We start from the raw sequence: 23,762 nt of genomic DNA, 5'->3' as shown, positions 1-23,762 counted from the left end.
CGCGACAGACATTCCGGCCCGGATGAACGACTATTCAGCGCCGGAATGGGTACCCTCGCGCTTACTGCCGAGGGGAGGACGCATGTCCGAAGTCACCGAGAATCCGCCAGCCGAATCCGGGCCCGAACTCAACCGGGTGATGGGGCCGGGCCTGCTTCTGCTGTTCGTCGTCGGTGACATCCTCGGCACCGGCATCTACGCGCTCACCGGCAAGGTGGCCAACGAAGTCGGCGGGGCGGTGTGGGTGCCGTTCCTCGTAGCGTTCCTGGTCGCGCTGATCACCGGTTTCAGCTATCTGGAGCTGGTCACCAAATACCCGCACGCCGCGGGCGCCGCGCTCTACACACACAAGGCGTTCGGCATTCATTTCCTCACCTTCATGGTCGCCTTCGCGGTGATGAGTTCCGGCATCACCTCCGCCGCCACGGCGTCGCGGGCATTCGCCGCCAACTTCGCCGAAGCCTTCGATCCGGACCTCGGCAGCGGCACCGCGGTGACGGTGATCGCGCTGGTGTTCATGGCGGTGGTGGCGGCGGTCAATCTGCGCGGTGTCAGCGAGGGCGTGAAGCTCAACGTGGTGCTCACCTGTGTGGAGCTGACCGGCCTGCTGATCGTGATCGGGATCGGTTGCTGGGCCCTGGGTGTGGGCGACGGCGACTTCTCGCGCATCGTCGAATTCGACACCGGGGAGCGCAACGCGGTCGGCGGCGTCATCGTGGCCACCACGCTCGCGTTCTACGCGATGGTCGGTTTCGAGGACTCGGTGAATATGGCAGAGGAGTGCAAGGAGCCCACCCGGATCTTTCCGAAGGTGCTGCTCGCCGGGCTGATCATCACCGGGCTGATCTACGTGCTGGTGTCCATCAGCGCCGTCGCGCTCGTCCCCGCCGATCAGCTCGGAGCAGGTGACACTCCGCTGCTGAAAGTCGTCGAGGTCGGCGCGCCGAGTTTCCCCACGCACGTCTTCGCCTACATCACCATGTTCGCCGTCGCCAATTCGGCGCTGATCAACATGTTGATGGCCAGCCGCCTGATCTACGGCATGGCCCGCCAAGGGGTGTTGCCCAGGCCGTTCGGCCGGGTGCACGAGCGGCGTCGCACGCCCTACAACGCGATCGTTTTCACCACACTGCTCGCGCTCGGGCTGATCCTGTTCGTCGGTGAAGTGCCCGAACTCGGCGGTACCACGGCGCTGCTGCTGCTCGCGGTGTTCACCGTGGTCAACGTCGCCGTGCTGGTGCTGCGCCGAGACCCGGTGCCGCACAAGCACTTCAAGACACCGACGCCGCTGCCCGTGCTGGGCGCGCTCACCTGCGGCTTCCTCGTCACACCGTTCACCGACCGCAATCCGGCGCAATACGCCATCGCCGGCGTGCTGCTGGCCATCGGCATCGCGCTGTGGGGCCTGAACTACCTGGCCATCCGCGCCATCCGGGCCCAGCCATTGGACAGCGGGCCACCCGCGGAGTGACCGATCGGCTTGTCGCCCTGCGGATCACCGCCGTCGGTATGCCCGATTCCGCAGATGACTAGTCGCCGCCCGATAGGTAAGGTGGGCGCCGATGACCAGCATGGAAGCCCGTTTCGGGGATGCCACCCGGACCGTGCCCCTCCCCAATCCGTGGAATCTGACCGCTTATCTGGCCGCGGTGGCCGCTCATCGCGGGCGCTCGATCAGTCTGCATCCGGTGCCCAAGGCGATGTTGGCCGACACGGGCTGCGGCGGGGGCGGCCTGTGGGTGGCACGCAAGCACGACGACATCATCGTGTACGACGCCGCGGCGACCGGCCGCAACGCCGATCACGTCATCCTGCACGAGGTCGGCCACATGCTGCTCGGTCACCACAAGGACCACGAGCGCGGCGATCCGGTGCCGTCCTCGCTGGCCGTCATCCTGCCCTCGATTTCGCCGCAGTCGATCGAACATGTGCTCGGCCGTGCCGAATTCGGCGCCGATCGCGAGCGCGAAGCGGAGGTCTTCGCGGACATGACCATGGTCTACGCGACCCTGCCTCGCCGTCGCAAGCGGTCGTTCCGGCTGTTCGGGCGGGACGGGTAGCTACCAGCGGTCGTAGCGCCCCTCGGGTAGTCGCCGCGCGCCGGTGCGCAGGTCGTCGATGAGATCCTGGTAGCCGTCGGCCAATTCGTCGATTCTGACCCACGCGTCGTAGAAGACCGGCTCTGGTGCGTGCGCCAGCGCCGATGACGCCTGGGCGGCCAGCATGGCCAGCCGGTCCACCATGCGGCCGACGGTCTCGGCGTGTTCGGGCGCGGCGGGCGGCGGGATCGGCGTCGCCAGGGTGACCCAGCGGTCGATGCCGCGCACGAGTTGCGCGCGGCGCCGGTCGAGTTTGTCGCACCGGCTCGCGGGAGTGCGTTCACGCGTCTGGTGCAACTGCGCCAGTTCGCCCGCCGCCTCCAGCATCGGATGATCCATGTGCGGCAAGCCGCGGAAGGCGGCCAGCAGGAGTTCTTTGCCGGGAATCACCCGGGCCTCGGATACCTGATCCACTTTCCGGACCCCCATTCCGACCAGGGTGGACGTGTCTCGATCACGTCCTCGATGCCTTGCCTCGCCGGTGTTCCGGCACTGCCCGAACATCCACATATGCCCAGCGTGACCGAGAGCGGCGGCGGCCGCGTCGGATTCGGCCACTTCCGCACTCGCGACACGCCGATCGGCCGGATTCCGGGCGCCTACCCGACGCCCGTCTACGGCAAACATCCAGTGATCTCAGGTTTTTCGAAGATAGAGCCGCTTCTACTGCGTTTATCGCCAACCGGTCCGACACGCCAGCCACTCTCTGGCGAGTCGGGCAAACGCCGATTGATGATCACGCAAATACGGCGAACGCGGCGGTCCAGGTCTCCGGCAGGCCGCAGCCCAATACCCGGCCAGCGCACAGACGAAGGCATCGATGGCAGCGGGGTCGACATCGCGGGTCACCGGATGGGCGGCGATGATCGGATCCGGGTCCACACCGGCGGCCGCGATGGCCGGGGCGAGGGCGACGAGGTCGCTTCCAATTCGGCCAGTACCGTCAAGTGGCGAGCGGACCAGCTGTCCAGGTCCGCGGGCGCTCCCTCCGTCACGAATGTCCGCCAGCCGACGAGTTCCGGCTCGTAGGCTTCCGAGACCGTCGGCACGTCCACCAGCGGGCTCGGCGTGAGCTCGGTGGCCAACCGCGTGACGAGATCGAGGCAGTCCTGCAACTCCCCCGTCTCGTCGAGCCGCGGAAACGTCCCCTCGACATCATCGGATCCGGCCACGAACCATCCCGCGATCTCACTGGTGAACCGGCATTTCGGCGCGGGCGCCGTGGCTGGCAGACGCGACGCGATCCGCGCCTCCTGCCGATACACCGGCGCGAGACCGTCGCACGCATCGATCGCCTTCACGAAAGCGTTGCCGCCACCACTCGTCCGCAGCCGCACCGCCACACCGTGACCGAATCCGCCGCGCTGATCCACGGCCGCACACACATCATCCCCGAGCAGCCGCGCCACTTCCTCCCGCACCGGCAGCGGGACTTCGGCCCTCGCGGACCGCCCACAGCACCGTGGACGCCCGGGGGCGATCGACACTCGAGAGATCGTCTCGCGCGCCCCGACCACCAGCCCGCACAGGCCGACCTCGCCAGAGACCTATCACCACAGTCGGCGTTCAGGAGACGGTCTCGCGCGCCTCGAGGTAGTCCCGACCGCCGATGTAGGTGGTGTGCCCCGGCTCGGCGAGGGCGGTGGTGGCCGCGGCGACGGCGGTGGCGAACTCCGTGACGGTGGGCAAGTCGCCCTGCGCGCGGCGCGCGGCGACCGCGTCGGGGTTCCGGCGCTCCAGCAGTTGGACGATGATCGTGCCGTCGATCATGTCGCCGGAGACCACCTGCAGGGCGATGCCGCCGGCGGCGAGTTCGGGGATCATGGCGCGGAGCGCGTCCTCGCCCGCGCGTTTGCTCGCCGCGATGGGTTCGTAGTCGGCGGGAACCGGCTTGCGGCCGTGGAAGTGCGCCTGATGGCTGGTCACGAACACGATCCGCGCGCCGGAGGGCATGTGCGGCACGGCGAGCCGCACCAGTCGTTCCTGCGCGTCGCGGTTGAGCGCCATCGCGTAACCGGGCGCGGCATTGCGCTCCAGCCCACCGGAAGCGTTGAGTACCAGCACGTCCAGCCGCCCGAACTGGTCGACAACCGCGGCGAGCAGCGCACGGGCCGAGTCCGCGTCGGCGATGTCGGCGCCCACCGTGGAGGCACTGCCGCCCGCCTGCCGGATCGACTCCGCGAGCGCGTCGGCTCGCTTGGCCTTCTCCCGGTAGTTGATCACCACGTGGTCACCCCGCGCCGCCAGCACCCCGAGCGGTCTCCGCGCCGATACCGCGGGAGGCGCCCGTGATCAGAACGATTCGCCGTCCGGTCGTGTCGTCCACCGTCACCCTCTCGGTCCGCCCGGCGACCCGGGCGATGCTTCTGATTCAGAACCACTATGCTGGTTCTAAATGAGAAGCGCAAACGAAGCCAAGCCGCCGCGTGGCCGGGAAGACCCGGCGAGCGCGCCGCTGCTGGCCACGATGGACCTGCTCGGCCAGCGCTGGATCCTGCGCATCCTGTGGGAGCTGGAACCCGACCGCCTCGGCTTCCTCGAACTGCGCAGGCGCATGGGCAATTGCTCCTCCAGCATGCTGTCGGTGCGCCTACAGCACCTGCAGTCCGCGGGCCTGATCGCGAAGAACCCGGACAAGTCCTATGAATTGACCACCGCGGGCGTCGAGCTCGGCACGGCACTCGGATCGGTCTGGGACTGGTCACGCCGCTGGCGTGTGACCCCCACCGACTGACCGGTCCGTGGGGTTGACCTTCGAGTTGGTTGAGGCTCCATGATGGCCGGGTGGTGAGTTCGGAGCCGACAGGGTTGATGACGATCGGTGTGCTCGCGCGCGCCAGTGGGCTGACGACGAGCGCGCTGCGGTTCTACGACGACTGCGGCCTGCTCGTTCCGGCTCGGGTCGACCCGCTGACCGGATACCGCTACTACACCGAGGCGCAGCGGGAGCGGGCAACGCTCATCCGCCGGCTGCGCGCGATCGATCTGCCACTGGAGGCGATCGCGCAGATTCTGGCCGGCGACGCCGAGCGAGCGGGGCGCCTGCTCGACCGTCACGTGGCGGAACTGACACGGCGGGCGCACGCGGCCGCACGCGTCGCCGCCGTGGTCAAGCGGTCGCTCGGCGCGCACGTGGCGGTCGAGGCGGCGGTGCTGGCGGAGGCGCTCGAGCAGGTCCGCGCCGCCTCGGCGCGTACCCGCGAGATTCCCGTGCTGGCGGGCGTTCTCCTGGAAGCGGGCGCGAACGCGGTGACTCTCACGGCCACCGACCGATACCGCCTGTTTACCCGCACCGTGGTGGCGGACCGGCAGCACGGCGGCGAGTGGTCCGTGGTGCTCGATCCGGACGGACTCGCGTCGATCACCGAGGCGTTGCGCGACATGGACGAGGTCGTCGCGACTCCGGTGGACGACGGACTGCTTCTCGCCGGAAACGGCGGAGAACACCGGTCGGCTGTCATCGACGGCGTCTTCCCCGACCATCGCACCCTGCTGGCGGAACTGGGACCGGTCCGCACCCGAGTGCTCGTCGCCCGGCACACGCTGTTGAGCCTTCTCGAAAAGATCGGTGCCACAGTGCGTTTCGCGTTCCATCCGACCGAGATCGTGGCAACCGCGCCCGGCGCGCGGCATCACCTGCCCGCACAGGTCACCGGCTCCGCTGTCACGCTGTCGTTCGATCCCGCGACGCTGCTTCCCGCCGTCCACACCGCGCTCGGCCCCGACCTCATGCTCGACATCGTCGCCGCCGATCAACCGGTGATCCTGCGCTCCGCCACCGACGGAGATCTCACCACCCTGGCCATGCCGATCCGGCCGCTCGACGACAACGCTTCGGCGTAGTCACGGTCCGTACCTGCGCATTCGCCGCGTCGCCGCGTCGGTCGTGTCCGTCGGCGCCGCGCTCCGATCGCGCGTCCCGCCCACCGGCTGCCTCCAGAACATCCGATGTCGGCCCGACACCGGCCATCCGAACTCGCACACGACACGCGACCTCATCCCACACCGAAGGAGACCCGGATGAACCCGACCCACGACCCCACCATGGACGCCATCACCAGCGCTGTCACCCTCGGCCGCGAAGGCCGCCCGGGCGACGCGCGCGACGCGCTGCTCGCCGTGTGGGCCGCACTCGGGCCGCAGGGCGACCCGCTGCACCGGTGCACGCTCGCCCACTATCTGGCAGACTTGTACGACGATGCCGCCGAGGCGCTCACCTGGGACATCCGGGCACTGGACGCCGCCGACAGCCTTTCGGACGCTCGCGCGCGGAATTACGACGGATCGCTGCGGGTGGCCGCGTTCTATCCGTCACTGCATCTCAACCTCGCCGACGACTATCGCAGGCTCGGTTCCTTCGATGCCGCACAGCGCGAAATCGACGCCGCCCGCGTGCGATTGCACACCCTCGCCGACGACGGCTACGGGGCGACGATCCGGACGGCGGTCGACGAAGTCGAGTCGGCCATCCGCGAACGGCGCACCGAACCCCGCGCTTCGGCGCCGACCGGCGGCCGATGACGCGCGAGCGGCCCGCACCGGAAAGGTGCGGGCCGCTCGGGAACGGGCCTACTTCAACCGAAGCTTGCCGAACAGACCGTCCTTCTCGTCGTCCGGTCCGGCGGTGAAGTACAGCGAGTCGGCGTCGCCGAGACTCTCTCCGTTGCCGAACATCAGCGCCCACAGCCCTTCGATGGCGACCGGCTTGCCGTCGGCATCGCGCAGGTAGTCGGCGAACTTGCCGGTGGTGTCGTCGTAGGCCAGCACATGTCCGGCGCCGCCGAAGTTGCCGACCAGCAGTTTGCCGCTGAGCGGACCGAACCCGTCCGGCGCGATCGTCACCGCCCAGGGCGCGTTCAGGCGTTTGCCGTCGTCGATGATGCGGACCAGTTTGCCGTTGGCGTCGAACTCGGCGAGCTTGCCCTTGTCCGGTTTGCCGCCCGCTTCCCGCTCTTTGTCCTTGTCGAGCGAATCCTCCTCGCCGGCGTCGAACGCGGTCGCGTCCTTCTCGTCCGGCTGCGTGGTGGCGTAGGCGACGAACACCCGGTTGCCGATGGTCGAGACGTTGAACGGCGCGGGATCGCCGGGCGCGGCCTTCTTGCCCTTCTCCGGCGCGGCCGGGTCGATCGCGTCGCCGGTGGCGAACGGGTTGGCGAAGCCGGTGGTCGGTATCGGCTGCCAGTTCTTGTCGAACGTCCGCACCTGCGGGTCGGCGCCGAAATCGGCGGCCAGCAGCTTGTCACCGGAGGGGGCGAGCGCGATCCCGAAGAACTGCATGCCCTGCGCCTGGCCGTCGAAGACCAGGTTGGCGGGCCCGTCGTGGCGCACGATCCGGCCCTCGAAGCCCAGTTCGGTCCAGGCGGAGATCTTGCCGGAGTCGGTGGCGAAGATGAACCGCGCCGAACCGTTCAGCGGCCCGCCTTCGGCCTCCACCGGCTGGTCGCGGACGACGAACAGGTCGGAGGTGATCGGCGCCGGGTTGAACACCACGCCGGTGGTCTTGCCCGCGCTCTTGTCCGAGGTGTCGGCGTCGGCGCCCGGGATGGTGACGATCTTCAGATCGTCCTGGAAGAGCTTGTGCACCTTCTCGTCCGGGGACTTGGTCACGTCGCCGACGAACTGGAACGATTTACCACCCCCGCCGACCCAGAAGTGCCCACCGGCGCCCTTCGGGCGGTTTGCCAACCCCCAGGCGTTCACCAGGTCGGGAAATACGAACTGCGCCTTGTACTCCGCGTTGTTGGCCGCGAGATTGGTCTGGACGTATTCGTTGCCGTCGAGCGCGGGCACCTCGTCCGACTTCGAGTCCGAGCAGCCCGCCGCCACGATCAGCGCGACACCAAGCGCCGACGCGCGCAGCAGACCACTTCGGGTCCGCGACCGCGGCGTACCGCCACGACGCGACTCATTCCAGCGTCCGTTCAACTTACTGTTTCCTTTCCGACCACACCACATTGGTGATAAGGCGAAGCTAACCTTAGCGTGCGGCAAATTCGGGAGTACCCGAACGGTTGGATGAGCACGGGTTTAGGCTGTTCGCCGTGGTCGAACCCCAGCCTGCTATTGCCCTGCACCCCGATATCGCTCCGCTCGCTCCACTGCTCGGCACGTGGCGCGGTAATGGGCAGGGTGAATACCCGACCATTCAGCCGTTCGGCTATGTCGAGGAAATCCGGTTCGGCCATCTCGGCCGCCCGTTCCTCACCTACCGGCAGAAGACCCGCGCCACCGACGACGGCCGGCCGCTGCACGCCGAGACCGGCTATCTGCGTTGCCCGCGTCCCGACCGCGTCGAATTGATCCTCGCCCATCCCACCGGCATCACCGAAATCTGCGAGGGCTCGCTCGCGATCGAGGACGGCACGCTGCGTATGGAATTGGACTCCACCGGCATCGGGCGCAGCAGCACCGCGAAACTCGTGACCGCCCTCGGTCGCTCGCTGCGCATGTCCGGCGACACCATCGACTACACGCTCCGGATGGCGGCGGTCGGCGAACCGCTGCAACATCACCTCGCCGCCACCCTGCTGCGCAGCTGAACCCACTTCGCTAGAAGGCGCTCGGCAACCGGCGGCGTCCACTGCGCAGCTCGCCGACCAGATCGTCGTAGGCGACCGCCGCTTCGGCCAGCCGCTCCCACGCGAACCACAGGTCCCACTCCTGCTCGTCGACCATGGCCGCGTAGGCGCACGCGCTCAGCCGCGCCAGGCGGTCGATCACCGAGCCGAACGATTCGGTGTGCAGATAGGCGCCACCGCGCGCGACGGGCAAACGCACTTCGACCCAGCGATTGATGTCCCCGATCAGCCGATCCCGGCCCTCGTCCACGCCGCAGCCGCATTCCCCCTCCGCACGGATGCGGCGAGCGTGCAGGTCGGTCAGGGTGCGCGCCCGCACGAGCACCGGATGCCCCGGCGGCGCGTCCTCCCGGCAGGCCCGCAGCAGCTGACTTCGCGTCGGCAGACCCTCACTCACGGCGCACCCTTCCCGCCCGCGCGGGCCAGCACGCAATTCACGATCACCATCCCGGACGGACGGAACGTATCCCGCGGCGCAACCACCCATCGGCGAAATGCGTTGCTCGCGTCGGCCGGTGACGGCAATGCGATTTCACTGCCGAACGGCACGATCGACACGTCTATCCGGAACAACGCGGCGAACAGCCGCACGTCGTCGGGTAGATCCGGCCGGCACAGGAAGGTCCATCGACGAGAGCGGATGTGCGCGATCACCGGGCCGATCGCCTGGCCACGGAAAAGCAGGTCGTCGCGCACGCACTGCCCCAGCCTGCCGGGCATCGTGATCCCGCCCACCACGCCCGCCTTCACGACGATGCGGCCGATCTCCGGATGCATTCCGGCGGGCAGCCCACAGGTGCGGCGGTAAAACGCGCAGCGGGACGCGGGAGTGTCCTCGAATGCCGCATGATTCATTCGCCAGCCTCGATTCACATGGTTCGGTACGCGAAAATCCCGGTCGCTGGACCTGGAACCGTTGGCGCGGTTAAGGTTTCAGCACTTCTTCGATTCGGACCGGTCGCGATCAGTAGAGCACCGGATATTGCTGGGCGGGAATGTTCTCAGTGGTGGAACCGGGCGAAAACCGCCCAGGTTCCAAGGCCCCCCGCCATTCGGTTCCAGTTAGGTACCCGGCCAATACTTAGGCTACGAAAGGGAATTCGTCGTGAGTTCACCAGGTTCCACCCTGCCCCGCCGGATGCTGGGGCGGCAGCTGCGGGCGCTGCGGATCAGCGCGGGCATCAGCGCGGAGTACGCCCGCGACGCGATCGACGTAAGTAAACAGACCCTGTGGCGCATCGAGACCGGACAGCCTGTACGGCTTCACCCGCTACTCATCGAGGGGATGTGCAAGTTGTACGGGGCGACCCAGGCACGCACCACCCTCCTGCTCAACCTGGCCGAGGAGATCAAGCGCCCCGGATGGTGGCATGCGTTCGACGACACCATTCTGGAAGACTTCAACCTCTTTGTGGAGTTGGAGGCGACAGCCAAACGCATCGCCTCCTTCCAGACGACCCTGCTCCCCGGGCTACTGCAGACCGACGAGTATCGGCGCGCCTTGATCTGGGTCCGCTTCTCGGCAATGGCCGGGACGGAAGTCGAACGGAAGATAGCGGCATTCAGGCACCGGAAGTCCCGCTTGGACAACGACTCCGACCTGTTGCACTTCGAAGCCGTCATCGATGAATCCGCACTGCGCCGGGCGATCGGGGGCCCCTCGATAATGGAAGGCCAGCTCAGGCACCTACTCAGGATCGGTGAACGATCGCACGTTTCGGTACGGGTGGTCCCCCTTGCAGCAGAGGCATACGCGGGGCTGAACGTCGGCTCGTTCGTGATGCTCGACTTCCCGGAGCACCCGATCGCTCATCTCGCCGAGCCGCCGGTCGTTTACGTGCAGGGATTCACCGGCGACCTGTATCTTGAGAAGCCTGATGAGGTCCGGCAACACCGGCAGGCGTACGCCGACATCCTGCGATCGGCCCTCGACCAGGAGAGCAGTCGCGCCCTCATCCGCAAGATCGCCGAGGAGTATGCCGAATGAGCGCCAGCCTATCCGGTGCCACCTGGTTCAAGAGCAGCTTCAGCAGCGCGGACAGGGACTGCGTAGAGGTCGCGTTCCTCCGCGAAGGCTGCGTGGGTGTACGCGACTCGAAGAATCCGACCGGCCCAGCTCTGGTGTTCGGCCCGAGCGAGTGGGACTCGTTCACTGCTCACATAGCCAGCGGAGAACTGGTCTCGCCGCAGTCCTGATCAAATTGCTCGTCTACCGCCCCGGCCTCCTCGCGCGAGGCGGGGGCGCTGGGCGGAACCTCAACGGGCGGAAGCGGGCCAGGTCGCTTGCACCCGGGAAACGCCGCCGGTAGCGTCGACATTCACTGCAGGGGGCGGAGGAGCCGGTCCGGCCCTGGAGAGGCCAGGAACGACTCACCGGTGTGCGAGGGGAACCAATGACCTCAGGGCGGAATTCACGGCGACTGACAGTCCTAGCGGTCGGCACTGCACTCGTTTTGGCAGCCTGTGGACCAGCCGATGACGATGCCGCCCCGACTGGAACTTCCTCGGCCATTACGAACCTCGCCCCGGCAGCTCCCACCGGCTACGACCCGTGCACCGACATCCCGCAAAGCGTGCTCGATTCAGAGAACCTACGCAGCAAGGACAAGCAGGACGCCAACTCATCGGGGGGAGTCAAGTGGCGTGGTTGCATGTGGGCGCAGCCCGATGGATACGTACCCACCATCCGGACAACGAATCTCACCGTTGACATGGTGCGAAACAAGAAGTTCGCAGATACCCGTGAATACGTTATTGGCGGTCGCCGCGCAATCTCGACCCGGCAGGTCGAGGAGCACCCCGACGCCGTGTGCACGATCAATGTTGAGATGACGGGCGGAAGCCTGGAGTTCTTCCTCAGCAACCCACCCTCGAATCGCAAGACCGGCCAGATCGATACCTGCGCGCTTGCGAAGACCTTAGCGGAGAAGGTAGTGCCAACGATGCCTGCCACCGTTTGAGATACACCGAAGCGATCGAACTCACCGGGAGGGAACCACATGGGTGACGACAACGCGCCGCCGTCTCGGCCTATGGCGAACATCTTGAACGCCGCACAGGGCGGGCAGCTAGGTATCCAGATGTCCGCAGAGGATTTCATTTACATCGACCGTGACTGCGAGTATTTCAAGATTTCCATCCGAAAGATCCAAGCCTCCATGGATCTTGTGTCGGCGCAGGATCACTGGGGCTTGGGCGAGGGCAACGGAGATATGGTCTCGGCAAAAACCCTGGTCGATAGATTCAAACAGAAGGCCAAAGGTGCCGACGATCGCAACAGCGTCCATCAGATCATGGAAGATCACTATCGCATCGTCGAGGACATCCAAGAAGTGCACCGGCTCGCTCGGGATCTAATCATGCAGGCGGACAGCGACTTTGCCGAAGCTTTCAACAGACTGAACACCACCCTGCCCGAGCGCCCGCCCGTCGGAGTCCAATTCTCACCGCCCAGGCTTCCGAATGGAACGAACGAATGAGCGGCTACGAGAACAAGCGCATCCCGAACGGTGGCGAGCACACCGACAGCTGGGAACACTCGCAGATCAACGACACGTTCAAACCGCTCGACCCCACCGACGCGTTCACGCAAGCGGACACGTACTGGCAGGCTCGCAACGAGTGGGAGCGAGGTGTCGAGACCTTTGCGCGCTCCATCCAGACCTCGATAGCTCAAGCGTGGTCCGGTCCCGCAGCGGAGCAGTCCAAGAGCGCCATCGCGAAGTACACCGGTGACGCACAGAATCTGACGACGTCCTTGGAAGAGCTGTACTACCGGGTCCGCGATGCCGCCACAGCGATCGCCGACACGAAGAAGGCCATCCCCGACCTCGTCGATATCCCGTTCGAGGATCGCATCTTCCATCCGAGGCGCTGGAATCTGTCCAGCGAACGCTTCCTGGCCGAGCAGTCGGCGCGAGTCGCGATGAACGAGTACTACGTACAGCCGTTCAACGAGATGGATGGCAAGATTCCCGTGCTGCCCGCCCCTGTCGGCCCGACCGCGTCGGTGGACATTCCAGCGCCGCCGCCGGGTGGATACCAGAGCGATGACGACGGCGGTCCCACTCCGAACGGACCCGGCACCAATCCCACCGCCACCGAATCCGGTACCTCGGCAGACGAGAACAACGACGGCCAGCCCGAGGGGACGAGCGCCGAAGAGCAACAGTCCACCGACGAGCCGGCCCAGGACCAGCAATCCTCCGACACGACAGCGGACGACACTTCGACCACCCCCGCAGGCGTGGACCCCACGTCGACCACACCGGCCTCCACCACGGACCCGGCCAAGACTGCGCCGACGACCACCCCGGCTCCGCACAGCCCCGGCACACCGGGCAGCCCCGGCACGCCCAGCACAACGAGCCAGCCGCAACCTGGACGCAGCGTCCCGGGCACACCTGGAACGCCGAACACATCGGTGAATCCGGCAGCCGCGGCAAGAGCCACCTCCGGACTGCGCGGTACGAGCGGTATGCCGGGCATGATGGCGCCCGGCGCGCGCGGCGGCGGCAAGGACGACGAATCCGAGCACAAGACGCCGGACTACCTGATCACCCAGGAGAACACCGACGAGTTGCTCGGCGAACCTCCGAGGACACTGCCCGGCGGCGTCATCGGCGGCACGCCCGACTGACCGGGCCGCATACTTCTCGACTCCGCGCACGCACGCCTGCCGTATCGGTGAGCGGGCGTGCGCGCGTGAACAGGGCCGCTTCGACGCGGCCGGATTGGACCTCACATGGCTGAATGGACCTGGGACCCGGACGACTTCGCCGCTCTCTGGTACGGCGACGCGCACGATCGCATCCCCAGCCCCTTGCGCTACACCAGCCGTTTCGCCTTCCGCGACGACTTCGCCGCCCACCGCACCGCCGTGTGGGACCGCTACTCAGCGGATGAACTCGACGACATCGCCGCGGCCTTCCGCACTCTGGACGGCTCCCACCTCCGGATCGAAATCCTCGGCGGCACCTGCAAGCACAAGAACAGCACCGGTCCCCACGACATCCGCGAGTACCGGATCCTCGGCGCTCGCGACAGCTACCGCGCCGTCGTCCTCAGCCAGGCGGGAAACCATCACGAACACGGCCCGATCCGCGCACGCCTGTTCCCCGCCGAACAACTACCGGCACGCCTGGTGAACGCCATCCCCGCCTGCGCCTCCGGAGCCGAGAAGCCCGCCACCTTCCACCCCGACGACCTGGTCCCCCGCCGCGATACCTACCTCCAGCACAACGCCCGCAACACCCCGCGCGAGCAATACCAGCGCCTCCTCGACCGCCCCGCCGACGGCGGCGGCACCGCCGTCCTCATCACCGCACCCCTGCACACCCCCACCAAACCCACCAAAGTCCTCCAATGGCACGACATCTCCACCGACGGCCGCTACACCGAACACCGCACCGACCACATCACCATCCGCCCCACCACCCCCACCGACCTGACCAACCACTTCACCACCTGGATCACCCAAGCCCTCCAACACCTCGAAGCCACCCGCCCCGAAAGTTGGTAGAAGCGTGGCCAACTCCTTGCGGAGCAGCTTGCCGACGGCCCGGCACGCCGGTAGTGTCTGGAACCCAATGGGGAGTTGATCGGCCTGCATGAATTCATCGACAGGCTGCCGAGAGGGGATTTTCGTGAGTATGAATACCGCACCCGTAGAGTTCGCTGGGCGACGACTTTACGAGGATCAGGCACTGTCGAGTTCGAAAGCGGACAAGTGACGGCACACACGCCACCTCCATGGGACGACCCGGATTATTGGGATGACGACCCCGACGACAATCGGCGGCAGCATCAATCGGCCGGTGCCGATCGAGGTGATTCCGCCGCCGGTGCCGAGCGCGACACGCTCACGCTACCGCAGAAGTCCGCGTTGGTATCGGTGCATGTAGGTGAAGACTGCCTGCCCACCGAAGTGAAAATCAGTCGCAACTGGAAGGGCAGCTGGGAGCCGTCACGCTATGCGGAGAGCATCATGACCGCATATAAATATGCCCTCTATGAGCGGCAACTTCATTATGCCGAGTCCGGCTCGACTCCGGAATCGACGATGCCATCCCTGCACGACGTCGTGCCCGCGCTTCTGCGCACGCGAGACACTCAGGAATATCAGGAGACCTTCACACGCCTGATAGGTCCCGTCACATACGAAGCACACGGCCCCGGTTTGACCGAGTTCGACGAGCCCGCGATTACCGTGACGGCGAATGAAAGAAGAATTATCGCCATCCGAATCGATCCGCGATGGGCGCAGGCTGCCGAACCTTTCACGATCGCCCATGACATCGTGGCATGCGCCGATCAAATTCGCGCAATGAAGCCGGTTTTAACCAGAGATCCGTATCTCGATCGAGAATCAGAGGCCGAGGTCTCCAAGCGCCTTGCCGAGCACATTCGAAAACTGACCGAAAACGAGATCTGATGGCCGACAATCTATCCGTAGAACTGGACCTTCTCGAACAAGCGTCGAAAGCTTGGACCGACACCGTGGATCAGGCGCTGTATAATGCAGCGGATCAAATAGAGCCGCTGAAGTTCTCCAGGATTCAATTCGGGATCTTCCAGATACCCTGGGATCAGTACACCCAGACCGCCGCCTATATCCAGGATCGCCTCCGAGAAGGCGGCACCGAGGCCACCGAAATGGGTGTCGCATTGCACCGAGCGGCGGCCACTTACAGAAGCCAGGACGAGGCGATCGAAGGCGACCTCAACAAATTGGATGTGGACTTCAGCATATGACCGAAACGCTCAAAAAGGAAGACCTGGACAAATCAATCGGCGACTTCAAGAAGGCGTGGGATGATTGGAACAATCTTCCGAGCAAGCTGAACGACGCAGTAGACGGCTTGAAGTGGAAGGCGCCGCCGCTCTATGCGCTGGTGACTTCCAAGCGAGACGACGCGCAGGTAGAACTCAAGAAGGTGATGGACAAGTTCGTCGAGATCGGCGAGGGAATTGCCGCACCCTACCTGTTCATCCAGTACGCGGCCGACTGGCAAGCGGTAGGCTCAACGGTACGTGGCGCAGAGAACGCACAATCTAACCCTGTCATCAGCCTCGATGGGCATTGGACAGGAGCCGCGAAGGACCGTTACAGCGCGTCCCGGACGAGCCAGCAGCAGGCGATGGCCACCACCGCAGATTTATGTGACAAGGTACATGATCAGTTGATTTCCTTGGCCAGAAGCGGACATGCGCTCTACACCGAGATCGTCAAAGGCATCGTTGGATATTATGCCAAGATTGTCGAGTTGATCGTCGACATCGCCGAAATAGTCGGGGCGTTGGAGGCTGCCGGCGTTGTCGGACAACTGGCTGGCCAGGCATTCACCACGATGGCGGATCTGTTCACCGCAGCACTCGGAAATCTGCAAGAGCAGGGAATCGCGGCGAATGAACTCAAGAATCTCAGGAACAACCCGCGCGGGCTGCCGAACAACACGTGGCCGAGCTCGGTCTCCAACACTTTCGAGGACCCGAAACTGTGGGAGCTGGTAGTCAAATGATCTCGCCACATCACACCGCCCGGCGATTGATGCGGTGTACTTCGACCATTGCGGCGATAGCCATCGCCTGCACCCCGATCGGCTGCGGATCGACACCGGACACCGACATCAGTCCGATCACGACAAGTACGGTGGCAGCGTCTACTACCCCCACGAAAATCGACAGTTGCCTGCCGATGCTGAAGATCAAAGACCCGGAACTGGCGAAATTCGCGGATGAACTGCGGCTCCCGCCCGAGGTCAACCTCTTCGATGTGAACTTCGGAATTGCCGCCGATAAATATGGTAGCGCTATAGTCTTGGTTCATCTTTGCGTACCAGCGTCGAAGAATCCCGATGGACTTCGGCCGATAGCAACCACCGTCGCCCACGCTTTGAAGAAAAGTGAATTGGGGGCTCACACAGGGACCCTGTACGTCACCGACACCGGCTCCGCGAAAGTAAAGTACCGAGCATATCTGGTGGACCACGACTTCCAAGCGCATCCATGGGACGGCACTCCATCTCCAGAGGCAGAACTCGCGAGGTGGGAGATCTACGACGTGCCGTGACATCACGCGGACCATGCGCGTAACCCAGCTGCGATTCGTTTGAGGGATCGCTGCCGGAATCAAACGGCTGCTGTGCGCTATCGACGCCGCAACATCGCGTGATGGATGTAGTACTTGTCCACCTGGCGAGTGAAGACGCTCACCAGTTCCCAGCCGAAGTGGATGTCCAGCCATTCGATGCAGGAGGTCAGCGTCGACAAACTCGCCTGGTGGTTGGCTTTCAGCAGGCCCGCATCCCAGGCGAGACCGCGCCGGGGTTGCGCGCAGATGACCAGATACTTCCGCCGGTAGGTGCGCATGTCGATGGTTCCGTTCAGGACTGCCCTGGCCTCGAGCACCGGACCCGGGCCCGCCGGGAGCGGTGGCGGCTGACCGTTCACGCTTCCATTCCTACCCGCGCCGGTCGACGGGCACGACCGAGCCGTGCACCCGTGGCAGTTCAGCGGAGGCCGAGCAGCCCCGCGCATCGAACCCCACACCGGTTCTCTCGGTCAATGAATCCCCCTCGGACGCACCGTGCTCGGACAGCACGATCGGGTCCACGATACCGCTCCCGAGCACGTGCCGACGGCCTCCGGTCGCCGCCGAGGCGTCGTCCGACCCGGCGAACTGGTAACCCGCCACGACACCTGCATCCAGGACAAACCCGCAACACTGCCCGCGAGCAATGTCAACTCCCCTCTGCCGCCCCGTCGACGGCCAATACTGACCCGCACGGCAGAAGGTCCCGCCGGTTCTCTCGGGATGAGGCCGTCCCGAGGGGTGCGATGGTCCGGCGGGCGACGTGCCGAGCGACCGTGGGGCCTCAAGGTTCAGACGCCGGCTCGGCACCAGCAGATAGCCGCGATGAAACGATCGCCGAGATCCAACTCGCCGAGCAACTCCCACGGTTGGTGGAGCCGGTGGAACTCGAGACGGGACATTGCGGACCGCTCGAAGCGCCGGACGAGGTGGCGGCGTTGCTGCGGCGCGTCCGTCCGGCGGCGGCCGAGGCCGTATGAGTCCAGCGATGATTCACGAGGGCACCGCTGGAGAAAACGGACAAAAACGGAGTGGGTGGATTGTTGCCGAGGTAGCGGCAGCGGGCCCTAATGGAAAGTGCCGGGTCACTGAGTGAGTCGGGGCGCCCTCCCCGGTGCAGAGGACCAATCTCCACGAAACCAGGAGGCTTCGCCGTGCCCACTATCACCTCTATCACCCCGACCTCGGGCCCCACCACGGGAGGCACCAGTGTCACGATCGCCGGTACCGGGTTCACCGGCCCGCTGACCGTGCGCTTCGGCTCCACCGCAACGACTTTCACCATCGACTCCGCGATTCAGATCACGGCCATCGCTCCGGCGGGCTCGGCCGGTCCGGTGCAGGTGACTGTCTCGGATTCTGGCGGGACCAGCAACGGAGCCACCTACACCTATCTCGCCGTTCCGTCCTTGAGCTCTATCGCCCCCGGTCAGGGATCCACCTCCGGAGGGACCACGGTCACGCTCACCGGGTCGGGTCTGACCGGCGCCACGGCGGTCACTTTCCGCACCACACCGGCGACTTCGTTCACCGTCGACTCGGACACGCAGATCACGGCTGTCGCACCGGCGGGCACGGGCATCGTGGCGGTCACCGTCACCGCTCCGGGTGGCACCAGCAACGGGGTCACCTTCAGCTACGTCGTGGTGCCCGCCATCTCGGCGATCTCGCCGACTTCGGGGCCCACGTCGGGCGGCAACGACGTCACGATCTCCGGCACCGGGTTCACCGGTCCGCTCACCGTACGCTTCGGCGATACCGCGACGACCTTCACCGTCGACTCCGCTCTCCAGATCACCGCCGTCGCACCGGCTCATGCGGCCGGGAATGTCCAGGTCACCGTCACCGGGTCCGGCGGTACCAGTAACGGTCTCACCTACTCCTACGTCTGATCGAGACGGTGATCGGGCCGCCGCCGGAAGTTCCGGCGGCGGCCCGATCGCATTGAGCGCGAGATTCGCGAAACCTCTGGTCCGATCAGTCGGACGGCCCGGATCTCTTCCCTGTGCCAGGGACCCGCGGACTCGTTCCTAGCAGGCCCGGCACCATAGACGCACCGATGTGACAGCGAGAACCTTTGCGCACCCGACGATTCCGTTGCGCACGACGGCCCGTCCCGGGGCGACGGACCTCTGACTCGCCACACCGTCGAGACCCACGCTGCGGCACGGGCGGACGATGCCGACCCACCGGATCCCTACCCCGTCTGGTCAATACGTGGCAACAATCTGGAAAACGGACAAAAACGGATCATCTGGCGCGTTGCCGACCCGCTGATCATGGGGCATAACGGAGTTAGCCGGTCCGCCAGCAACGTCGGTCACCCCGGTATAGAGGAATCAGCAAACAGAGAGGCAGCGCCATGCCCACCTTCCTCTTCCCAACCTCGGGACCGATCACGCGGGGTCCACGCGCCACGGCGACAACCGGCGATCCGGTGGAGGACACCGCTCCGGCGCGAGCGGGCGCGTCGCACCACGAAGCCTTCTCGGCCGCATACGGGTTCGACTAGAGCGACTCGGGGAGGCACTCCAACGACACGACCACGGTCCGAAGACAGGACCGGGTCGCGTTCCGAACAAACCCAGCAGTGGGTTTTCAGATGGCGGGGCTGCGCCGACGGCACCGTCGATGCGAAAGAAGAAAGAGGAAGAACCGATGAACAAGGTAATCACCATCCTGCACAGCGAGCCCGTCCGCGCGTTGCTGTACCCGCTGCTGGTAGTGCTGATCGGGTACGCCGTCACCAAAGGTCTCGTCTCGTCGGACCTCTCCGCGTTCGTCCTCGCCATTGTCGCGGCGGCGCTGGGCTTGCCCGCGGTGGAGTCGGCACGCCACCGGGTGAGCCCGGCGCCACCGGATAGCGGTGAACCAGCATGAGGACCAGGAAGAGGTCGACACGCCACGACCCCTTCGAGGTGGTGTTGTGCGCGGTCTTCGGTGTCTCGATGCTGTTGCAATGGGCCTACGGACCTCCGGCGGGTTCGGCGACCGCGGCCATGCCCGCGGGATTCCGCACGCTGTGGCTCGTCTTGATGCTGATCGGCTGCGCCGCGACGCTGGTCGGGGTGTTCGCCCGGCGTGTCTGGGGTTACCTGATCGAGCAGGTCGGCTTAGGGGCGCTCGGCTGGTCCCTGGTGGCCTTCGGCGCCCAGCTGCTGCTGTTGCAGATCCAGCACCGAACCCTCGGTCCGGCCACGGTTCTCGGGGGTCCGCTGCCGATCGCTCTGGGTGTCGCGTTCCTGTGGAAGCGCCGACAAGTGCTACAGGACGTCCGGACACTACACACGGTGAAGGTCAGGGAGGCGTCATGAACCTCATCCAGCAGTCGCCGGTCTTCGCGGCACTGGTGCTCATCGCCAGTTCGTCCGCGCTGTCGGCGGCCGTGACAGCGTGGTTCAAGCGCGGCGACGTCGACGCCACTATGACGAAGACGAAGGCCGACGCCGCGAAAGTGCTCAGCGACCTTGCCATTTCGCAGACACAGCAGATGTCCGAGCAGATGGGCGAGTTCCGAATGGCGCTGCGCGCGCACCGAGAATGGGACCGGAAGATGGTGACGCGGGTCCGGCAAGCGGGCATCGAATTCGACGACCCGCCCGAGCTGTTCCTGTGACGGAACGGGCGTCTGTTCAACGCGACACCGCGGGACGTTCACCGGTGGTCGCCGAACGTTCGCGGCCACTCAGGCCTTCGATGACCTACTTCGGACCGCAAATCTTCGGCGGCGCCATGGCGCCGCCGAAAAGGCTGCTGCCGCAACGTCTGCCAGGGTGTTCTCGCGGCAAGCGCACACACCGCCACCGGTCCGAAAACGGACCAAAACGGATTGCGAGACGCATTGCCAGGCCCTCGATCGCGGAGTGTGATGGAAACTGCCGGGCCACTGGAAGATCGGGCGCCCCCCGGTACAGAGGAACCATCACCACGGCAAAAGGAGGCAGCATCATGCCTACCATCACCTCTCTGTCCCCGACTTCGGGACCGAGCACCGGGGGTACGAGTGTCACGATCACGGGCACCGGATTCGGCGGTCCCACGACCGTACGGTTCGGGAGTACCGCGACCACTTTCACTCTCGACTCCCCCACCCAGATCACGGCTATCGCCCCCGCCGGTTCGGTCGGTACCGTTCAGGTCACCGTCAGCGACTCCGGCGGAACCAGCAACGGCGTCGCCTACACCTATCTCGCTGTTCCCGCGTTGAACAGCATCACACCGAACCAGGGGTCCACCGCGGGCGGAACGTCCGTCACGCTGACCGGATCCGGCTTCACCGGCGCCACCGCGGTCACTTTCGGCAGTACACCGGCGACTTCGTTCACGGTGGTCTCCGATACACAGATCACGGCAGTCACTCCGGCCGGAACGGGGATCGTGCCGGTCACCGTCACCGGTCCGGGCGGCACCAGCGGCGCCGTTCCCTTCATCTACGTCGTGGTCCCCACGATCACGTCGATCTCCCCGACCTCGGGTCCCACCGCGGGCGGTAACAGCGTCACGATCACCGGCACCGGATTCACCGGCCCGCTGACAGTGCGTTTCGGCAGCACCGCGACTGTCTTCACGATCAACTCGCCGACCCAGATCACGGCCGTGGCCCCCGCCGGGACCGGGACCGTGCAGGTCACCGTCACCGGCTCGGGCGGAACCAGCAACGGCGTCGCCTACACCTACGCCGCGGTGCCCGCGCTGACCAGCATCGCTCCCAGCTCGGGACCGGTGACCGGCGGGACGACGGTGATCCTGACCGGAACCAACCTGACCGGAGCCACCGCGGTCACTTTCGGTGGCACACCGGCCACTTCGTTCACGGTCAACTCGGCCACCCAGATCACCGCCGTCGCCCCGGCGGGCACGGGGACTGTGCAAGTTCGGGTGACCACCCCGGGTGGACTCAGCAACGGGCTCGCCTACACCTACGTCGCGGTTCCCACGCTCACCACGGTGGTGCCGAGTTCGGGCCCGGCCGCGGGCGGAACGACGGTGATCCTGACCGGAACCAACCTGACCGGAGCCACGGCGGTCACTTTCGGTGGCACACCGGCGATCTCGTTCACCGTCAACTCCGCCACTCAGATCACCGCCGTCGCCCCCGCCGGAGCCGGAACCGTCCAAGTGGCGGTCACCACCGCCGGCGGAACCAGCAACGGGGTCGCCTACACCTACATCCCGGTTCCCGCCCTCACCGCGGTTGTTCCGAACGTGGGCCCGGTATCCGGTGGGACAACCGTCGTGATCACGGGAACCGGACTGACCGGCGCCACCGCGGTGAACTTCGGTGGCACACCGGCCACCTCGTTCACCGTCAACTCCGCGACCCAGATCACCGCCGTCGCACCCGCCGGGACCGGCACGGTCCAAGTCACGGTCACCACACCGGGTGGAACCAGCAACGGCGTCGCCTACACCTACGTCGCGGTTCCCGCGCTCACCGCGGTTGTTCCGAACGTGGGCCCGGTATCGGGTGGTACCACGGTCGTCATCACCGGCACGAATCTGACCGGAGCCACGGCGGTCGACTTCGGTGGCACACCGGCGACCTCGTTCACCGTCAACTCGGCCACCCAAATCACCGCCGTCGCACCCGCCGGGACCGGCACGGTCCAAGTCACGGTCACCACGCCAGGGGGAACCAGCAACGGCGTCGCCTACACCTACGTCGCGGTTCCCACGGTCACCGTCGTGGTCCCGAACGTGGGGGTGGCAGCCGGCGGGACGACGGTGGTCATCACCGGCACGGGGCTGTCGACCGCTACGGCAGTGGATTTCGGCGGCACGCCGGCGACCTCGTTCACGGTGAACTCCGACACGCAGATCACCGCCGTCGCACCCGCCGGGACCGGCACGGTACAACTCACCGTGACCACCGCGGGCGGCACCAGCAACGGCGTGGCGTACACCTACATTCCGCTTCCTGCCCTCACCGCAGTGGTGCCGAATGTGGGACCGGCCTCGGGCGGTACGACCGTGATCCTCACGGGAACCGGCCTGACCGGAGCCACCGCGGTCGACTTCGGTGGCACACCGGCGACCTCGTTCACGGTGAACTCCGATACCCAGATCACCGCCGTCGCACCCGCCGGGACGGGTACAGTGCAGGTCACCGCCACCACCTCCGGCGGAACCAGCAACGGCGTCGCTTACACCTACATCGCGGTTCCCACGCTGACGGCGGCGGTCCCGAATGTGGGTGTGGCGGCAGGCGGTACGATCGTCGTCCTCACCGGGACGGGGCTGACCGGAGCCACCGCGGTGAATTTCGGCGCCACACCGGCGACCTCGTTCACCGTCGACTCCGCGACCCAGATCACCGCCGTCGCACCCGCGGGCACCGGCACGGTGCAACTCACCGTGACCACCGCGGGCGGCACCAGCAACGGCGTGGCCTACACCTACATCGCGCTTCCGACCCTCGTCACGGCGCTGCCGAATGTGGGATTGGAAGCCGGAGGGACGATCGTGGTCCTCACCGGGACGGGGCTGTCCACCGCCACGGCGGTCGACTTCGGTGGCACACCGGCGACCTCGTTCACCGTGAACTCCGATACGCAGATCACCGCCGTCGCACCAGCGGGGACCGGCACCGTGCAGGTCACCGCGACCACGGCAGGAGGAACCAGCAACGGCGTCGCCTACACCTATCTCGGCATTCCCGTGCTGGTCACGGCCCTGCCGAATGTGGGACCCGTCGTGGGCGGGACACCGGTCGTCATCGCCGGAACGAACCTGCTCGGAGCCACCTCGGTCGATTTCGGCGGCACACCGGCGGCGTCGTTCACCGTCGACTCCGCGCTCCAGATCACGGCGGTGACCCCCGCCGGGACGGGAACCGTACAACTCACCGTCACCACCTCGGGAGGTACCAGTAATGGCCTTGCGTTCACCTACATCTGACGGCTGAAGCGGCCGGGCCGTCGGCAGGCTTCACGCCGGCGGCCCGGCTTCGTCGCGGTTGAGCGAACACGACATGAGTCTCCGTCACCGTGGACG

Annotated in this window: 27 protein-coding genes and 1 pseudogene; 21 read left to right on the top strand and 7 right to left on the bottom strand. The window is 66.1% G+C overall.

The window, feature by feature from the left end:
* Window positions 1–82: 82 nt before the first annotated feature.
* Together NNI01S_RS10675 and NNI01S_RS10670 are read left to right on the top strand one after the other, a co-directional pair.
* The gene (locus NNI01S_RS10675) at window positions 83–1,471 is read left to right on the top strand and encodes an APC family permease (protein ID WP_063019846.1); all 1,389 of its coding nucleotides are present in this window, start codon (window positions 83–85) and stop codon (window positions 1,469–1,471) included.
* A gap of 91 nt (window positions 1,472–1,562) precedes the next feature.
* Window positions 1,563–2,060, top strand: coding sequence for a hypothetical protein (locus tag NNI01S_RS10670; protein WP_063019845.1), 498 nt, complete (start codon window positions 1,563–1,565; stop codon window positions 2,058–2,060).
* Here the strand turns inward: NNI01S_RS10670 and NNI01S_RS10665 are convergent, their stop codons facing one another.
* From NNI01S_RS10665 to NNI01S_RS10655, 3 genes and pseudogenes are all read right to left on the bottom strand, one after another.
* Entirely contained in the window at window positions 2,061–2,528 is a 468-nt protein-coding gene (locus tag NNI01S_RS10665) for a DUF4254 domain-containing protein (RefSeq protein ID WP_063019844.1), read from the bottom strand.
* Between the two features lie 416 nt (window positions 2,529–2,944).
* On the bottom strand, window positions 2,945–3,586 hold the full coding sequence (locus NNI01S_RS10660) for a hypothetical protein (protein WP_157114691.1): 642 nt from the start codon (window positions 3,584–3,586) through the stop codon (window positions 2,945–2,947).
* 79 nt (window positions 3,587–3,665) lie between these two features.
* Window positions 3,666–4,401: pseudogene (locus NNI01S_RS10655) on the bottom strand (SDR family oxidoreductase).
* A 93-nt stretch (window positions 4,402–4,494) separates the two neighbouring features.
* On the opposite strand from NNI01S_RS10655, the gene NNI01S_RS10650 reads away from it, so the two are divergent.
* The 3 genes from NNI01S_RS10650 to NNI01S_RS10640 all read left to right on the top strand — a co-directional run bounded on the left by NNI01S_RS10650 (window position 4,495) and on the right by NNI01S_RS10640 (window position 6,620).
* Window positions 4,495–4,833, top strand: a complete 339-nt coding sequence (locus NNI01S_RS10650) for a winged helix-turn-helix transcriptional regulator (RefSeq protein ID WP_063019842.1) — start codon at window positions 4,495–4,497, stop codon at window positions 4,831–4,833.
* A 50-nt stretch (window positions 4,834–4,883) separates the two neighbouring features.
* Window positions 4,884–5,942, top strand: coding sequence for a DNA polymerase III subunit beta family protein (locus tag NNI01S_RS10645; protein WP_218019176.1), 1,059 nt, complete (start codon window positions 4,884–4,886; stop codon window positions 5,940–5,942).
* Window positions 5,943–6,119: 177 nt separating this feature from the next.
* Window positions 6,120–6,620 (top strand): hypothetical protein, encoded by a 501-nt coding sequence (locus NNI01S_RS10640; protein WP_063019840.1) that lies wholly within the window; start codon window positions 6,120–6,122, stop codon window positions 6,618–6,620.
* Between the two features lie 48 nt (window positions 6,621–6,668).
* On the opposite strand, the gene NNI01S_RS10635 is transcribed toward NNI01S_RS10640, so the two are convergent.
* A complete protein-coding gene (locus NNI01S_RS10635) occupies window positions 6,669–8,024 on the bottom strand; it encodes a TIGR03118 family protein (protein ID WP_435825025.1) in 1,356 nt (451 codons plus the stop codon).
* Window positions 8,025–8,140: 116 nt separating this feature from the next.
* Between NNI01S_RS10635 and NNI01S_RS10630 the strand changes: the two genes are divergently transcribed.
* Entirely contained in the window at window positions 8,141–8,638 is a 498-nt protein-coding gene (locus NNI01S_RS10630) for a peroxynitrite isomerase (RefSeq protein ID WP_157114690.1), read from the top strand.
* 10 nt (window positions 8,639–8,648) lie between these two features.
* On the opposite strand, the gene NNI01S_RS10625 is transcribed toward NNI01S_RS10630, so the two are convergent.
* Window positions 8,649–9,074, bottom strand: a complete 426-nt coding sequence (locus NNI01S_RS10625; RefSeq protein ID WP_063019839.1) for a hypothetical protein — start codon at window positions 9,072–9,074, stop codon at window positions 8,649–8,651.
* The gene (locus tag NNI01S_RS10620; RefSeq protein ID WP_063019838.1) at window positions 9,071–9,532 is read right to left on the bottom strand and encodes a hypothetical protein; all 462 of its coding nucleotides are present in this window, start codon (window positions 9,530–9,532) and stop codon (window positions 9,071–9,073) included. Before NNI01S_RS10620 ends, NNI01S_RS10625 begins: the two co-directional genes overlap by 4 nt.
* Before the next feature lie 250 nt (window positions 9,533–9,782).
* Between NNI01S_RS10620 and NNI01S_RS10615 the strand changes: the two genes are divergently transcribed.
* The 10 genes from NNI01S_RS10615 (at window position 9,783) to NNI01S_RS34425 (ending at window position 16,748) form a co-directional block, all read left to right on the top strand.
* Window positions 9,783–10,664, top strand: coding sequence for a helix-turn-helix domain-containing protein (locus NNI01S_RS10615; protein ID WP_174554386.1), 882 nt, complete (start codon window positions 9,783–9,785; stop codon window positions 10,662–10,664).
* Complete coding sequence (locus NNI01S_RS33360; protein ID WP_084488683.1) at window positions 10,661–10,873, top strand: DUF397 domain-containing protein; 213 nt, start codon at window positions 10,661–10,663, stop codon at window positions 10,871–10,873. Before NNI01S_RS10615 ends, NNI01S_RS33360 begins: the two co-directional genes overlap by 4 nt.
* A 197-nt stretch (window positions 10,874–11,070) precedes the next feature.
* The gene (locus NNI01S_RS10610) at window positions 11,071–11,637 is read left to right on the top strand and encodes a DUF3558 domain-containing protein (protein WP_063019837.1); all 567 of its coding nucleotides are present in this window, start codon (window positions 11,071–11,073) and stop codon (window positions 11,635–11,637) included.
* A 39-nt stretch (window positions 11,638–11,676) separates the two neighbouring features.
* Window positions 11,677–12,156, top strand: coding sequence for a hypothetical protein (locus tag NNI01S_RS10605; RefSeq protein ID WP_245676059.1), 480 nt, complete (start codon window positions 11,677–11,679; stop codon window positions 12,154–12,156).
* Window positions 12,153–13,316 carry a WXG100 family type VII secretion target gene (locus NNI01S_RS10600; protein WP_063019836.1) on the top strand — a complete coding sequence of 388 codons (1,164 nt, stop codon included), beginning with the start codon at window positions 12,153–12,155 and terminating at the stop codon, window positions 13,314–13,316. Before NNI01S_RS10605 ends, NNI01S_RS10600 begins: the two co-directional genes overlap by 4 nt.
* A gap of 105 nt (window positions 13,317–13,421) precedes the next feature.
* A complete protein-coding gene (locus tag NNI01S_RS10595) occupies window positions 13,422–14,198 on the top strand; it encodes an ESX secretion-associated protein EspG (RefSeq protein ID WP_063019835.1) in 777 nt (258 codons plus the stop codon).
* Between the two features lie 75 nt (window positions 14,199–14,273).
* Window positions 14,274–15,110, top strand: a complete 837-nt coding sequence (locus NNI01S_RS10590; protein ID WP_157114689.1) for a hypothetical protein — start codon at window positions 14,274–14,276, stop codon at window positions 15,108–15,110.
* Window positions 15,110–15,430 carry a hypothetical protein gene (locus tag NNI01S_RS10585; protein ID WP_063019833.1) on the top strand — a complete coding sequence of 107 codons (321 nt, stop codon included), beginning with the start codon at window positions 15,110–15,112 and terminating at the stop codon, window positions 15,428–15,430. Before NNI01S_RS10590 ends, NNI01S_RS10585 begins: the two co-directional genes overlap by 1 nt.
* Entirely contained in the window at window positions 15,427–16,197 is a 771-nt protein-coding gene (locus NNI01S_RS10580) for a hypothetical protein (protein WP_063019832.1), read from the top strand. The genes NNI01S_RS10585 and NNI01S_RS10580 overlap by 4 nt, the downstream gene beginning before the upstream one ends.
* 176 nt (window positions 16,198–16,373) lie before the next feature.
* The gene (locus NNI01S_RS34425; protein ID WP_157114688.1) at window positions 16,374–16,748 is read left to right on the top strand and encodes a hypothetical protein; all 375 of its coding nucleotides are present in this window, start codon (window positions 16,374–16,376) and stop codon (window positions 16,746–16,748) included.
* 77 nt (window positions 16,749–16,825) lie between these two features.
* Here the strand turns inward: NNI01S_RS34425 and NNI01S_RS10570 are convergent, their stop codons facing one another.
* Entirely contained in the window at window positions 16,826–17,128 is a 303-nt protein-coding gene (locus NNI01S_RS10570) for a hypothetical protein (protein ID WP_063019830.1), read from the bottom strand.
* 795 nt (window positions 17,129–17,923) lie between these two features.
* On the opposite strand from NNI01S_RS10570, the gene NNI01S_RS10560 reads away from it, so the two are divergent.
* The 5 genes from NNI01S_RS10560 (at window position 17,924) to NNI01S_RS10540 (ending at window position 23,666) form a co-directional block, all read left to right on the top strand.
* Window positions 17,924–18,661 (top strand): IPT/TIG domain-containing protein, encoded by a 738-nt coding sequence (locus tag NNI01S_RS10560; RefSeq protein WP_063019828.1) that lies wholly within the window; start codon window positions 17,924–17,926, stop codon window positions 18,659–18,661.
* Window positions 18,662–19,427: 766 nt separating this feature from the next.
* A complete protein-coding gene (locus NNI01S_RS10555; protein ID WP_063019827.1) occupies window positions 19,428–19,649 on the top strand; it encodes a hypothetical protein in 222 nt (73 codons plus the stop codon).
* Window positions 19,646–20,083 (top strand): hypothetical protein, encoded by a 438-nt coding sequence (locus NNI01S_RS10550; RefSeq protein WP_157114687.1) that lies wholly within the window; start codon window positions 19,646–19,648, stop codon window positions 20,081–20,083. The genes NNI01S_RS10555 and NNI01S_RS10550 overlap by 4 nt, the downstream gene beginning before the upstream one ends.
* Window positions 20,080–20,385, top strand: coding sequence for a hypothetical protein (locus tag NNI01S_RS10545; protein ID WP_063019825.1), 306 nt, complete (start codon window positions 20,080–20,082; stop codon window positions 20,383–20,385). The genes NNI01S_RS10550 and NNI01S_RS10545 overlap by 4 nt, the downstream gene beginning before the upstream one ends.
* 332 nt (window positions 20,386–20,717) lie before the next feature.
* Window positions 20,718–23,666 carry an IPT/TIG domain-containing protein gene (locus NNI01S_RS10540; RefSeq protein ID WP_063019824.1) on the top strand — a complete coding sequence of 983 codons (2,949 nt, stop codon included), beginning with the start codon at window positions 20,718–20,720 and terminating at the stop codon, window positions 23,664–23,666.
* The last annotated feature ends 96 nt before the right edge of the window (window positions 23,667–23,762 follow it).

The organism is Nocardia niwae NBRC 108934 = DSM 45340 (assembly GCF_001613465.1).
GTDB classification, from domain to species: Bacteria; Actinomycetota; Actinomycetes; order Mycobacteriales; family Mycobacteriaceae; genus Nocardia; species Nocardia niwae.
Note: the sequence above shows the minus strand (reverse complement) of the source record. Positions and strands in the feature narration are given on the sequence as shown.

What these genes read in the sequence shown, in the direction of transcription:
- NNI01S_RS10675 (WP_063019846.1), top strand. Translation starts at nt 83, where the DNA reads ATGTCCGAAGTCACCGAGAATCCGCCAGCCGAATCCGGGCCCGAACTC.
- NNI01S_RS10670 (WP_063019845.1), top strand. Translation starts at nt 1,563, where the DNA reads ATGACCAGCATGGAAGCCCGTTTCGGGGATGCCACCCGGACCGTGCCC.
- NNI01S_RS10665 (WP_063019844.1), bottom strand. Translation starts at nt 2,528, where the DNA reads ATGGGGGTCCGGAAAGTGGATCAGGTATCCGAGGCCCGGGTGATTCCC.
- NNI01S_RS10650 (WP_063019842.1), top strand. Translation starts at nt 4,495, where the DNA reads ATGAGAAGCGCAAACGAAGCCAAGCCGCCGCGTGGCCGGGAAGACCCG.
- NNI01S_RS10640 (WP_063019840.1), top strand. Translation starts at nt 6,120, where the DNA reads ATGAACCCGACCCACGACCCCACCATGGACGCCATCACCAGCGCTGTC.
- NNI01S_RS10620 (WP_063019838.1), bottom strand. Translation starts at nt 9,532, where the DNA reads ATGAATCATGCGGCATTCGAGGACACTCCCGCGTCCCGCTGCGCGTTT.
- NNI01S_RS33360 (WP_084488683.1), top strand. Translation starts at nt 10,661, where the DNA reads ATGAGCGCCAGCCTATCCGGTGCCACCTGGTTCAAGAGCAGCTTCAGC.
- NNI01S_RS10610 (WP_063019837.1), top strand. Translation starts at nt 11,071, where the DNA reads ATGACCTCAGGGCGGAATTCACGGCGACTGACAGTCCTAGCGGTCGGC.
- NNI01S_RS10605 (WP_245676059.1), top strand. Translation starts at nt 11,677, where the DNA reads ATGGGTGACGACAACGCGCCGCCGTCTCGGCCTATGGCGAACATCTTG.
- NNI01S_RS10600 (WP_063019836.1), top strand. Translation starts at nt 12,153, where the DNA reads ATGAGCGGCTACGAGAACAAGCGCATCCCGAACGGTGGCGAGCACACC.
- NNI01S_RS10595 (WP_063019835.1), top strand. Translation starts at nt 13,422, where the DNA reads ATGGCTGAATGGACCTGGGACCCGGACGACTTCGCCGCTCTCTGGTAC.
- NNI01S_RS10585 (WP_063019833.1), top strand. Translation starts at nt 15,110, where the DNA reads ATGGCCGACAATCTATCCGTAGAACTGGACCTTCTCGAACAAGCGTCG.
- NNI01S_RS10580 (WP_063019832.1), top strand. Translation starts at nt 15,427, where the DNA reads ATGACCGAAACGCTCAAAAAGGAAGACCTGGACAAATCAATCGGCGAC.
- NNI01S_RS34425 (WP_157114688.1), top strand. Translation starts at nt 16,374, where the DNA reads ATGCTGAAGATCAAAGACCCGGAACTGGCGAAATTCGCGGATGAACTG.
- NNI01S_RS10555 (WP_063019827.1), top strand. Translation starts at nt 19,428, where the DNA reads ATGAACAAGGTAATCACCATCCTGCACAGCGAGCCCGTCCGCGCGTTG.
- NNI01S_RS10550 (WP_157114687.1), top strand. Translation starts at nt 19,646, where the DNA reads ATGAGGACCAGGAAGAGGTCGACACGCCACGACCCCTTCGAGGTGGTG.
- NNI01S_RS10545 (WP_063019825.1), top strand. Translation starts at nt 20,080, where the DNA reads ATGAACCTCATCCAGCAGTCGCCGGTCTTCGCGGCACTGGTGCTCATC.
- NNI01S_RS10540 (WP_063019824.1), top strand. Translation starts at nt 20,718, where the DNA reads ATGCCTACCATCACCTCTCTGTCCCCGACTTCGGGACCGAGCACCGGG.